Source organism: Bradyrhizobium sp. UFLA05-153 (assembly GCF_054185185.1).
In genome coordinates this window covers 70,949-82,821 of the sequence record NZ_JBBIAM010000035.1, presented here as the reverse complement: position 1 = coordinate 82,821, position 11,873 = coordinate 70,949, and the positions used below count along the sequence as shown (strand labels likewise).

13 protein-coding genes and 1 tRNA gene are annotated in these 11,873 nt (G+C 65.9%); 10 read left to right on the top strand and 4 right to left on the bottom strand.

Annotation, left to right across the window (positions count from 1 at the left end):
* From Q2941_RS21870 to Q2941_RS21860, 3 genes are all read right to left on the bottom strand, one after another.
* The coding region (locus tag Q2941_RS21870; protein WP_458193678.1) for a VOC family protein at window positions 1–311 on the bottom strand (311 nt) is incomplete at its 3' end.
* 57 nt (window positions 312–368) lie between these two features.
* A complete protein-coding gene (locus tag Q2941_RS21865) occupies window positions 369–1,208 on the bottom strand; it encodes a helix-turn-helix transcriptional regulator (protein WP_458193677.1) in 840 nt (279 codons plus the stop codon).
* A 96-nt stretch (window positions 1,209–1,304) separates the two neighbouring features.
* Complete coding sequence (locus Q2941_RS21860) at window positions 1,305–1,880, bottom strand: methylated-DNA--[protein]-cysteine S-methyltransferase (RefSeq protein ID WP_458193681.1); 576 nt, start codon at window positions 1,878–1,880, stop codon at window positions 1,305–1,307.
* Window positions 1,881–2,053: 173 nt separating this feature from the next.
* On the opposite strand from Q2941_RS21860, the gene Q2941_RS21855 reads away from it, so the two are divergent.
* Window positions 2,054–2,127, top strand: a tRNA-Gly gene (locus Q2941_RS21855).
* A gap of 57 nt (window positions 2,128–2,184) precedes the next feature.
* Here Q2941_RS21855 and Q2941_RS21850 read toward each other — a convergent pair.
* Entirely contained in the window at window positions 2,185–3,177 is a 993-nt protein-coding gene (locus Q2941_RS21850) for an alpha/beta fold hydrolase (RefSeq protein WP_458193676.1), read from the bottom strand.
* 176 nt (window positions 3,178–3,353) lie between these two features.
* On the opposite strand from Q2941_RS21850, the gene Q2941_RS21845 reads away from it, so the two are divergent.
* From Q2941_RS21845 to Q2941_RS21805, 9 genes are all read left to right on the top strand, one after another.
* Window positions 3,354–3,935 carry a helix-turn-helix domain-containing protein gene (locus Q2941_RS21845; RefSeq protein WP_254109276.1) on the top strand — a complete coding sequence of 194 codons (582 nt, stop codon included), beginning with the start codon at window positions 3,354–3,356 and terminating at the stop codon, window positions 3,933–3,935.
* Complete coding sequence (locus Q2941_RS21840) at window positions 3,935–4,447, top strand: GNAT family N-acetyltransferase (RefSeq protein WP_458193675.1); 513 nt, start codon at window positions 3,935–3,937, stop codon at window positions 4,445–4,447. Before Q2941_RS21845 ends, Q2941_RS21840 begins: the two co-directional genes overlap by 1 nt.
* Before the next feature lie 13 nt (window positions 4,448–4,460).
* Window positions 4,461–4,925, top strand: coding sequence for a GNAT family N-acetyltransferase (locus tag Q2941_RS21835; protein ID WP_458193674.1), 465 nt, complete (start codon window positions 4,461–4,463; stop codon window positions 4,923–4,925).
* A gap of 82 nt (window positions 4,926–5,007) precedes the next feature.
* Window positions 5,008–6,060 carry a LacI family DNA-binding transcriptional regulator gene (locus Q2941_RS21830; protein WP_027521492.1) on the top strand — a complete coding sequence of 351 codons (1,053 nt, stop codon included), beginning with the start codon at window positions 5,008–5,010 and terminating at the stop codon, window positions 6,058–6,060.
* Between the two features lie 82 nt (window positions 6,061–6,142).
* Window positions 6,143–7,600 (top strand): xylulokinase, encoded by a 1,458-nt coding sequence (xylB, locus tag Q2941_RS21825; protein ID WP_458193673.1) that lies wholly within the window; start codon window positions 6,143–6,145, stop codon window positions 7,598–7,600.
* Window positions 7,597–8,919 (top strand): xylose isomerase, encoded by a 1,323-nt coding sequence (xylA, locus tag Q2941_RS21820; RefSeq protein ID WP_458193672.1) that lies wholly within the window; start codon window positions 7,597–7,599, stop codon window positions 8,917–8,919. Before xylB ends, xylA begins: the two co-directional genes overlap by 4 nt.
* Window positions 8,920–8,931: 12 nt before the next feature.
* Window positions 8,932–9,696 (top strand): ATP-binding cassette domain-containing protein, encoded by a 765-nt coding sequence (locus Q2941_RS21815; RefSeq protein WP_027521489.1) that lies wholly within the window; start codon window positions 8,932–8,934, stop codon window positions 9,694–9,696.
* On the top strand, window positions 9,696–10,766 hold the full coding sequence (locus Q2941_RS21810) for an ABC transporter permease (RefSeq protein ID WP_027521488.1): 1,071 nt from the start codon (window positions 9,696–9,698) through the stop codon (window positions 10,764–10,766). Before Q2941_RS21815 ends, Q2941_RS21810 begins: the two co-directional genes overlap by 1 nt.
* Window positions 10,767–10,860: 94 nt before the next feature.
* Window positions 10,861–11,793, top strand: coding sequence for a sugar-binding protein (locus tag Q2941_RS21805; protein ID WP_027521487.1), 933 nt, complete (start codon window positions 10,861–10,863; stop codon window positions 11,791–11,793).
* The last annotated feature ends 80 nt before the right edge of the window (window positions 11,794–11,873 follow it).

The following is an 11,873-nucleotide window of genomic DNA, read 5'->3' as shown; positions in this document are numbered from 1 at the left end:
GCCGCGTAGTAGGTCGGGCTGTAGTCCTTGCGCGGACCCGCGCCACCATTGTCGCGTCCGCCGGACTTCAGGCCTTCGCTGTGGAATTTCTTCACGGCGTCGTGGTCCTTGGCGCGGAATGCGATGTGGGCGCCGTCGGCCTTGCGGCCCTTGTTCAGATGCAGCCAGAGCGCCGGCTCGCCCTTCGGCCCGAAGCCGGCATAGCCGTCGCCGCTCGAGCAGAGCACGTAGCCGAGGGGACTGAGCACCGCGGTATAGAATTGCGTGCTGGCGTCGAGGTCGGCAACGCGCAATCCGATGTGGTCGTACATGATGGTCTCCATTGCAAAAGCGCGCCTCGTCATGGCGCGACATGGAGACGAACCTAGTCAGTTGAGGGCAAGCTGCTCTTGGAAAATCTTGCGCATCCCCCGGGAGGCCTGGCGAAACTTCGTCGGAGAGACGCCGGCGGCGCGATGGAAGGTGCGGACGAAGTTGGAGAGATCGCCGAAGCCGACGTCATAGGCGATGTCGGTGACCGCGATGTCATGATCTGTCAGCAGGCGAGCGGCGTGCCGCAGCCGCGAGCGCACGAGATATTGATGCGGGGTGACGCCGAGCACGTTTGAGAACAGCCGCAGGAAGTGGAACGGGCTGAGACCAGCCTGCCGCGCTGCGTCGTCGAGGTCGATGTCCTCTCCTGAATTCTCGTCGATCCACAGCGCGCTCTCCACCGCGCGGCGGCGGTCGCGTGCCGTCGGCGCGACCTGTTTGCGCGCTTTGCCCGAGACCACCTCGACGAAGCGGCCCGCAAAGATCTGGCCGATCTCGTCGATGCCTAAGTCGCTGTTGCCATCTGCTGCCGTCTGGGCCAGCTCGCCCAGTACCATCAGCTCGGGGAGCGGCGGCGTGGCGCCGACCTGCCAGACCTCGCGCCGTCCGCCGAGCGCTTCGACGAGGTCTTCGCCGATGAAGAACGACAGGCATTCGTCGCCGCTGACGTGCTCATGCGTGCAGGTGTATTCCTCGCCGGGATGGCCGACCAGAACGGAGCCCGCCACCAACTCGAAGAAGCCGGCCCGGCAATGGCAGCCGAAACTTCCTTCGCGGACATAGGCGAGCGAATGGCCGGTGCGGTATTCGGCAAACGGCTTGTCGTCCGGTCCCGCATCGCAGCGAAACCGCGACACCGTCATCGAAGGCGTCGTCTTCAGCGTGGTCGCTTCCATCCACCCCATCTAGGTATGATCCGGAAAAGTGTGTAGCGGTTTTCCGATAAGATCATGCCCAAAAATAGAACTAAAAGCGCGATCACAATCGCGCTTTTAGCTGGCGCGCGGCGGGGCAACGGGCAGCAGCACCTCGAACAGCGTCTTGCTGGCGACCGGATGGGCGCCCTCGAGCGAGAGCAGCCGGCGTTTCGAGATCACCCCGCCATAAGGCGAGATCCGGTCGGCGTAGTTCCCGACCTCGAGCACGCGGTGGCAGGGCACGATGATCATGAAGGGATTTTTGCCGATCGCCTGTGCCACCGAATGTGAAGCGCCAGAGGCGCCCAGAGCCTTGGCGATGTCGCCATAGGTGCGGGTCTCCCCGCGCGGGATGGCCCGGGCGAAGTCATAGACGCGCCGGTTGAAGGGCGGCATGCCGCTCATGTCGAGGCTGATGTCGGGGAGATCGGCGGCGTCGCCATGCAGGAATGCGGTGATCGCCTCGATCGCAAGCTCGGTGTTGCCGTCCGGCCGCTGCTCGCGGGCCTCGGGATGGGCCCGAAAAATCCGGCGGCGGGTGTCGAGCTCCCGCGCCTCCGGCAATTGCACGGCCACGATCCCGGCGCTGCTCCAGACGATGCCGCAGCGGCCGATCGCCGTATCGAATATCAGGTAAGACCGCCCCACCATGTGCACGCCCCACTCATGCACGTCCTTAGCCCGGACAAAGATCATAACACCGCCACAATCCGGCGCACCCAGAATCTTGCTAACAGCTTAAGAAGCGTGAGGCCGACTGCGCCAAAGCGCTTGGCGCGAGGCGCCGTCTCGGCTAATCAGGAGGAAGCGGATCACGCATCCCCGCGGGCGTAGTTCAATGGTAGAACGGCAGCTTCCCAAGCTGCATACGAGGGTTCGATTCCCTTCGCCCGCTCCAAGCGCTCGCTCTTCCAGCCAACGCTCGTATCTGCCGACGCGCGAGCGTCCGCTGCCGCTAGCTCGGCAAGCTCCGCAAGAAATCGATCATTGCCGCATTCACCTCGTTCGGCCGTTCCTGCTGGGTCCAGTGACCACAGCCAGGGAGCATCTGGATGTCACGGAGCAGCGGCACCGATTGTTTCATGTTGGCGAGGTGCTCGGCCGCACCGGGGAATGCGATGACCATGTCGTGGTCGCCGGCGATGAAGAGCGTTGGCACGGTGACCTTCAGGCCCTCGAAGGCGGCCATCAGCTCCCAGTTGCGATCGACGTTGCGATAATAGTTGAGGGGACCGCGAAATCCGCTGCGGGCGAACTCGGCGGCATAGAAGTCGAGATCGCTCGCGCTGAGCCATGACGGCAGCGGCACCGGCACCTTCGGCAGCATGCCGCCGGTCCGCGACACCATGCCGACGCCGACGGTCCTGCCGGCGCTCGCGGCCCTGGCGCGGATCGCGGCGGCGCCTTCGCCCGATCCGCCATAGAGCATCGCACCGAGTGTCGCGCGCGGATCCTTTTCGAACTCCGCCTCCGCCACGCCCGGCTCCTGAAAATACAATTGATAGAACTGCGCCTCCGCCGTCTGCGGCATCAGGCTGGTCGGGGGCGCCGGGCTCCGCGGGCGGAATGGCACGCTGAGGATGGCGGCCGCACGAAAACGATCCGGCCGCAGGCGCGCAGTGTGCCAGGCGATCGTTGCGCCCCAGTCGTGTCCGACGATCACGGCGGTGGGTGCTTCCAGTGCATCGAGCAATCCAACGAGGTCGCCGACGAGATGGAAGATCGTGTATTGATCGATAGCCTCCGGGCGGTCGCTCTTGCCGTAGCCGCGCATGTCGGGTGCGACCGCATGGAAACCGGCCGCGGCCAGCGCGGCAAGCTGGTGGCGCCAGGAGTACCAGCTCTCGGGAAAGCCGTGGCAGAGCAGGACGAGCGGCCCTTCTCCCTGCTCGGCGATGTTGAGGCTGATGCCGTTGGTCCTGATCATCCGCTGCGTTGGCTGGCTCATGTGACTGCCTCCCACGGGTGCTCGGTCGATCGCGGCATCCTAACCGGGTGTGCGAGGCGCGCAAAGATTCTAATATATTAGCCTCTCGATCCCGGCGTTCGCCGCGCGCCGCGCTAAGCTCCCCTTGCCTTGGCGGGTGCGGTCCATTTCGCCGGCCGATGTACGGAACAGGGACCATGGACCAGCAAAAGCTCGACCGCGCGATCGGTCGCCGATTGAAGACATTGAGGATGCATGCCGGCATGACCCTGAACGAACTCGCCGCGCGCTCGGGCGTCAGCCGCGCGATGATTGGGCGCGTCGAGCGCGCGCAGAGCAGCGCCACGGCTTCGCTGCTCGGAAAGCTCTGTGCGGCGCTCGAGGTCTCGCTGAGCGACGTGGTCGCGCTTGCCGAGAAGCCGCCGGAACGGCTGGTGCGGCTTGCCGACCAGCCGCAATGGCGCGATCCCGAGAGCGGCTATCGCCGCCGTCACGCCTCGCCGACGGATGCGGCTAGCGGCATCGAGATCATCGTCGTCGACCTGCCGGCCGGTGCGCGCGTGCCCTACAGCCCCTGGGGCCGCACCGCCTTCACCCAGCAGCTCCTGATGCTGGAGGGCGCGATCTCCGTGTATATCGACGCCAAGACGCTGCGCCTGCGCGAAGGCGATTGTCTCGACTTCGACGTCATGCGCGCGGTGACCTTCGAGAACGAAAGCCGGCAGGATGCGCGCTACGTCATCGTCATCCGGCGCGGAACAACTCAAGGGAAAGCCTGATGCCGCTGATCGTGCGCGATGCCACGCTGGAAGACGCCGCCGAAATTTTGGCGATCTACAATTTCGCCACGCTGAACACCACGGCAGTATGGACGGACGGCCCGTCGGACCTGGAGGCGCGGCGCGACTGGATCCGCGCCCGCGGCGAGGCGGGCTATCCCGTGCTGGTCGCAATGCGCGGATCGGATGTGGTGGGCTTTGCCTCCTTCGGCGACTTCCGCCCGTGGCCCGGCTATCGCCACACCGTGGAGAATTCGGTGTATGTCGACGAGCGCCATCACCGCTGCGGCATCGGTCGCAGCCTGATGGCCGCGCTGATCGAGCGCGCCACCGCCATGCGCAAGCACACGATGATCGCAGGGATCGAGGCCGCCAATGCGGGTTCGATCGCGCTGCATGCCTCGCTCGGCTTTAGCGAAGTGGCGCGCATGCCGGAGGTCGGCTGCAAGTTCGGCCGCTGGCTCGATCTCGTCTTCATGCAGAAGCGGCTCGCCACTGACATCGCGCCGTGAGATGAGGAGCGACATGCATATCCGTACCGGCGATACCCATGATCCGCGCGTCATCGCGCTGCTCGATTATCACCGGACAAGCGCGGCGGCGCAGACGGCGCCCGGCAGTGCGCATGCACTCGATCTCAGCGGCCTTCGCGCAGCCGATGTCGCGTTCTGGACCGGCTGGGATGACGAGACGCTGGTCGCCACCGGCGCGCTGAAGACGCTCGCGGCCGATCATGGCGAGGTGAAGTCGATGCACACGCTTCAGACCGCGCGCCGGCGCGGCTTTGGCGCGCTCATGCTCAGCCATATCATCGGCGAGGCGCGCGGGCGCAGCATGGCGCGGCTGAGCCTCGAAACCGGATCGTGGGATTATTTCAGGCCCGCGCACGCGCTCTACCGGGCGCACGGCTTCGTCGATTGCGGTCCGTTCGAGGGCTATGTCGAGGATCGCAACAGCCTGTTCCTGACGCTCAACCTGACCGGACGCTGAGCCGCGGCGGTGGCGGCCGTCCTTCCGCCCGTCCCTCAAAATGAGTTGCGTACCTCAGAAAACCTCTGCTAGCCTTCAGCCCATGAAGCAGGACGCGCCCGCCGCGCTGACATTGAGGGACATCGCAAGCCAGGCTGGCGTCAGCCTCGCCACGGTCGATCGCGTTCTGCACAACCGGCCCGGCGTGCGGCCGGACACGGTCCGGCGCGTCAAGGAGGCGATCGAACGCAATTCCTTTCAGCCGCATGTTGCCGCCGCCGAGCTCGCCCGCGGCCGCGCCCGACGCTTTGCCTTCGTGATGCCGTCGGGACCGAACCTCTTCATGCAGCAGATCCAGTCCTATCTCGGCGAGATGACGGCCTGGCTCTCGGCCCGCCGCCTCGCGGTCGAGATGATCGCGACCGACGTGTTCGACGCTTCCGTACTCGCATCTTCGCTCGAGGCTCTCGTCGGCACCTATGACGGCATCGCCGTGGTGGCGCTCGATCATCCCGGCGTGCGGGCGGCGATCAACGATCTCGTCGAGGGCGGGGCCAAGGTGGTGACGCTGGTCTCCGACGTGCCGTCGTCGCGGCGCCACCATTATGTCGGCATCGACAACATCGCTGCGGGGCGCACCGCGGGCGCGCTGGTCGGCCGGCTCGTGGGTCCAAGGTCAGATTTAAGCTCCGGCAAGGTCGCGATCGTCGCTGGCTCGCAGGGCCTGCGCGACCACGCCGAGCGCATCTTCGGCTTCAACCAGGTGATGGCCTCGGAGTTCGTGGAGCTGAGCGTGCTGCCGGTGCTGGAGGGGCGCGACGAGGACGAGCGTTCCTGGCAGCTATTGGCGCGGCTGCTCGCCAAACACCCTGATATCGTCGGCCTCTACAATGTCGGCGCGGGCACGCAGGGCGTTGCGAGGGCGCTGATGGAGTCCGGCCGCGACAAGCAGATCGTGTTCGTCGGACACGACGTCACGGTCCTGACGCGCAAGCTGCTGCTGCAGGGCGTGATGGATGCCGCGATTTCGCAGAACCCCGGGCACGAGGCGCGCGCCGCCGTGCGCGTGTTGCTTGCGCTGGCGCGGGGCGAGCCGATCTTGAGCGAACAGGAGAAGATCCGCATCGACATCGTGATGCGGGACAATCTGCCTTAGCCGGCAGAACGGATGCGTGAGGACGGCCCGTGCGGGACAGGCGACAGAGATCGCCAGCAGGGCCGGAAAGGGAGGACGAAACGTGTTTCTCGGACTGGACATCGGCACGTCCGGTGTGAAAGCGGTGCTCACGAGCGAAGCCGGCGCGATTATCGCGACCGCCGCGCGCGAGCTTGCGCTGTCGCACCCCGCGCCGCTGTGGTCGGAGCAGGAACCGGACGCCTGGGTCGAGGCCGCGGTCGGCGCGGTCGACGATCTCGCCGCCAGCAACCGCAGCGAGGTCGCGCTCACTCGCGGCATCGGGCTGTCCGGCCAGATGCACGGCGCGACGCTGCTTGGCGATGACGGCCGTCCGCTGCGCCCTGCCATTCTCTGGAACGACGGCCGCTCGCATGCCGAATGTGCCAAGCTGGAGCGGCGCTGTCCGTCGCTGCATGCGATTGCGGGCAATCTGGCGATGCCCGGTTTCACTGCGCCAAAGCTGTTGTGGGTTGCGGGGCACGAGCCCGAGATCTTCAGGCGCGTCGCAAAAGTGCTGCTGCCGAAGGCCTATGTCCGCTACCGCCTCACTGGCGAGATGGTCGAGGACATGTCGGATGCCGCCGGTACGCTGTGGCTCGACGTCGGCCAGCGCCGCTGGTCGCCGCTGCTGCTGCACGCCACGGGACTCGATCTGCATCACATGCCGCGGCTCGTCGAGGGCAGCGAGGTCAGTGCAGTGCTGGCTCCGGAATACGCGCAGCGCTGGGGCATGGCGAAGAATGTGGTGGTTGCCGGTGGCGCCGGTGACAACGCGGCGAGCGCGATCGGGCTCGGCGCGATCGCGCCCGGCGATGCCTTCCTGTCGCTCGGCACCTCCGGCGTCATCTTCCGTGTCACCGACCGGTTTGCGCCGGCGCCCGCTTCCGCCGTGCACGCCTTCTGCCACGCACTGCCCGGCCTGTGGCATCAGATGGGCGTGATGCTCTCGGCGGCGGCTTCCCTCGCCTGGCTTTCCGACGTGATGGCAACGCCTGCGGCCGCGCTGCTTGCGCCGCTCGGCGAGAGCGTCGAGGCGCCGAGCCCGATCAAATTCCTGCCCTACCTCGATGGCGAGCGCACGCCGCACAATGATGCTGCAGCGAGCGGCGCCTTCGTGGGCCTGCGCGGCGCAAACGGACGCGACCAGATCGTGCAGGCCGTGCTCGAAGGCGTCGCCTTCGCCGCGCGCGACAATCTCGCCGCGCTCGGCAGCGCCAGCTCGGCGATTTCGGAGGTCGATCTCGTCGGCGGCGGATCGCGCTCGGCCTTGTGGGCGCAGATCTGCGCCGACGTGCTCGGCATTCCCGTCCACCGCGTCGAGGAAGGCGAGGTCGGAGCTGCGCTGGGCGCCGCGCGGCTCGGACGCCTGGCCGCCACCGGCGAGGAGCCCGCGCAAGTCTGCACGCGGCCGCGGCGCCTCGCGAGTTTCACGCCGCGCGCGTCCACCGCTGCCGCCTATGACGACGCCTATCATCAGTGGCGAAAACTGTATCCCGCGCTGAAGGAGTTCTCGCTGTGAACGCATCCCCAAATTTCTTTGGTGCGACCGCGCCGGTCGCCTATGGCGGTACGAACGCCAAGGGCCCGCTCGCGTTCCGCTGGTACGACAAGGACCGCATCGTCCACGGCCGCAGGCTGGAGGATCATTTGCGCTTTGCCGTCTGCTACTGGCATTCGTTCTGCTGGCCGGGCGGTGATCCCTTCGGCGGCGAGACGTTCCTGCGGCCATGGCATCACGGCAGCGATGCCATGGCGATGGCGCGCGCCAAGGCCGATGTCGCCTTCGAGCTGTTCCGCCTGCTAGATGTGCCGTTCTTCACCTTCCATGACGTCGACGCGGCGCCGGAAGGAGCCTCGCTCGCCGAATCCGTCGCCAACCTCAACGCGATCGCCGATCTGTTCGAACAGAAGATGGCCTCCGCCAAGGTGCGCCTGCTCTGGGGCACCGCCAATCTGTTCACGCACCGTCGCTACATGGCGGGCGCCGCGACCAATCCGGATCCCGACGTCTTTACCTATGCCGCCGGACAGGTGCGCGCCGCGCTCGAGGTCACGCACCGGCTCGGCGGCCAGAACTATGTGCTGTGGGGCGGGCGCGAGGGTTACGAGACGCTGCTCAACACCGACATCGGCGGCGAGCTCGACCAGCTCGGCCGCTTCGTCTCGCTGGTCGTCGAGCACAAGCACAAGATCGGTTTCGAGGGCCCGATCCTGATCGAGCCCAAGCCGAAGGAGCCGACCAAGCATCAATACGACTTCGACGTTGCCACCTGCTACGGCTTCCTCCAGCGCTATGACCTCCTCGAGGACGTCAAGCTCAACATCGAGCAGAACCACGCCATCCTCGCCGGGCACTCGTTCCAGCACGAGGTTGCGCTTGCCGAGGCGCTCGGCGTGTTCGGCTCGCTCGACATCAACCGCGGCGATGATCTGCTCGGCTGGGACACCGACCAGTTCGCGATGAACGTTTGCGAGCTGGTGCTGGTGTTCCACGAGATGCTGAACCGCGGCGGCTTTACCACGGGCGGTCTCAATTTCGATGCCAAGATCAGGCGACAATCGATCGACCCCGACGATCTGATCCACGCCCATGTCGGCTCGATGGATGCCTGCGCGCGGGCCTTCCTCGCGGCGGCCGACATGCTCGATGCCGGCGCGCTCACGGCGCCGCTCGCCGAGCGCTATAACGGATGGGCTGGAGCTGAGGGCCGCGCCATCCTTGCCGGCCAGCGCTCGCTCGCCGATCTCGCCGATCGCGCGCTCGCCCCCGGCTTCGATCCGCAGCCGCGGTCGGGCCGGCAGGAATACCTTGAATCCCTGGTCAACCGGTACGTCTGAGCGAGGCCGCTGATGACAAACGTTGAAGCAACACGGCAGCCGGTCCTCGAACTGACCGGGATCGGCAAGGAGTTCGGCGCCATCCGCGCGCTGCACGACGTCGACATGCAGGTCTATCCGGGCGAGGTGGTCGGCTTGATGGGCGACAACGGCGCCGGCAAGTCGACGCTGGTGAAAATTATCGCCGGCAATTTCCGTCCCAGCCACGGCGAGATCCGCTTCGACGGCAATGCCGTGCATTTCTACCGGCCGATCGACGCCCGCGCCGTCGGCATCGAGGTGGTCTACCAGGACCTCGCGCTCGCCGACAATCTGTCGGCGGCGGCGAACGTCTTTCTCGGCCGCGAGCTCAAGCGCAAATTCGGTCCCATCTCGCTGCTCGACCACAAGGCGATGGCGGCGCGCGCGCTGGACTTGTTCGGCGAGTTGCGCTCGGAGACGCGGCCGCATGATCTCGTCAAGCAGATGTCGGGCGGCCAGCGCCAGGCGGTCGCGATCGCGCGGACGCGGCTGTCGAACGCCAAGCTCGTGATGATGGACGAGCCAACCGCCGCGATCTCGGTGCGCCAGGTCGAGCAGGTGCTGAGCCTGATCCACCGCCTGAAGGAGCAGGGCGTCGCCGTGATGCTGATCTCGCACCGCATGCCCGACGTGTTCGCGGTCTGCGACCGCGTCGTGGTGATGCGCCGTGGCGAGAAGCGCGCCGACAAGGCGATCCACGATACCAGCCCCGAGGAAGTCACCGCCCTCATCACCGGCGCGAAGGAGGCGGCGTAATGGCGATCCAGATCGAATCCCCTATCACCTTCACCAATGTCGGCAAGGCAAGATGGTGGCAGCGCGGTCTTCTTGCGACGCAGACCGGCTACGTCCTGCTCGCGCTCCTGGTGCTGCTCGCCATCATGCATTTCGCCAGCCCCTATTTCTTCACCGAAGGCAACATGCAGAACGTGGCGAAGAACTTTTCCTTCATCGCCATCGCAACCCTCGGAATCACCTTCGTCATCATCACCGGCGGCATCGATCTTTCCGTCGGTTCGATGATGTGCTTCTCCGCCATGATCACATCCATGGTCATGGTCGAGCTGTCGGCACCGGGATCGCTGTTCGTCCATTTGGCGGCTGACGGCAAGACCGTCGTCGCCAACGTGCCTGGATTGATTCTCGTGATCTCGGTGGTGGCGGGGCTGGCGGCCGCACTCGTCGTCGGGCTCATCAACGGCTTCTGCATCGCGACGCTGGGGCTGTCGCCATTCGTCACGACACTCGGCATGCTCTCGATCGTGCGTGGGCTCGCTTATGTCGTCTCCAACGGCCGCGGCAGCTTTCCGGGTGGCCCCGACGCCGACTATTTCTACGCGCTCACCTCGGGCGACCTGTTCGGCGTGCCCGCGCCGTTCATTTACCTCGTGATCCTCGCCCTCGTCATGGCGGTGGTGCTGCACCACACCACCTTCGGTCGTCACGTCTTCGCGCTCGGCGGTAACGAGAAGGCAGCCGAATTGACCGGCATCTCGGTCGTACGCGTGAAGATCGAGGTCTACGTGATCTGCGCGCTCGCCGCGGGGCTTCAGGGCATCATCATCTCCGGCTGGCTGGGATCGGCGCCGGCGAACATGGCGACGTCCTACGAGCTCAACGTGATCGCGGCCGCCGTCATCGGCGGTGCCAATCTTGCCGGCGGCATCGGCGGTCCGTTAGGAGCCATCGTCGGCTGCGTGCTGCTCGAGGTGATCCGCAACGGCCTCGTGCTTGCGCAAGTCAACTCCTACTGGCAGCAAACGCTGGTCGGCGTGATCATCATCCTGGCCGTGCTGGTGGACCGCATCCGCTCGCGCATGGCCTGACAAGAGTTACTCCGGGAGGGCAACGAATGCATCGTCTATCCGCCTTCCGGAGCCATGGTTTTCAAGAGGATAGGCATAATGTGGAGGGAACGTAATGAGGAAGATCCTGCTTGCCGGAATGGCCATCGCGATGATGGCGACCCCGGCGTTCGCCCAGACCTACAAGTTCGCGGTCGTACCCAAGGCGATGAACAATCCGTTCTTCGACGTGGCACGCGACGGCTGCATGAAGCGCGCGAAGGAGCTCGGCAACGTCGAGTGCATCTACAAGGGGCCGATCGAGCACGAGCCGGCGACGCAGGCGCAGATCATCCAGGACTTCATCACCCAGAAGGTGGATGGCCTGGCGATCTCGGTTGCCGACGTCGCGGCGATGACCAAGTCGATCGAGGCGGCGACCGCAGCCGGCATTCCCGTCATCACGTTTGACGCGGATGCGCCGGGCTCCAAGCGCATCGCCTATATCGGCACCAACAACAAGGACTTCGGCCTCGCGCTCGGCAAGCAATTGCTCCAGCTCCGGCCCGAGGGTGGCAAATATGCCATGGTCTCCGGCGGTCCGGGCGCGAAGAACCTCGCCGAGCGCGTCGATGGCGTCCGCGAGGCGCTCAAGGGCTCGAAATGGGTGGAGGTCGCGGGCTCGCCGACCTTCTGCAACGACGATTCCACGCTCGCGGTTCAGCAGATGGCGGACCTGCGCACCGCGACGCCGGACCTCGCCGCGATCGTGCCGGTCGGCGGCTGGCCGATGTTCGCGCCGGAAGGCTTCAAGGCTTTCGTCAACAAGAACAAGAAGGACATCGATTCCGGCAAGCTGACGCTCGTCGTCGCCGACACGCTCAAGATGCAGCTTGAGCTCCTGCGTGACGGCTATTCCAACGCGCTCACCGGCCAGCGCCCGTTCGAGATGGGCGTGAAGTCGATGGACGCCCTGCTCGCGATCAAGAAGGGCGAGAAGGTGCCGGAGATCATCTACACCGGCCTCGACCTCGTGACGAAGGACAACGTCGCGCAACTCTTGAAGTAGGAACGTCTGTCAGCCCCGACGTTCCTGCGCTTCCTCTCCCGCCTGCGGACCCGCAGGCGGGAGAGGCTAGGATTTTGCCA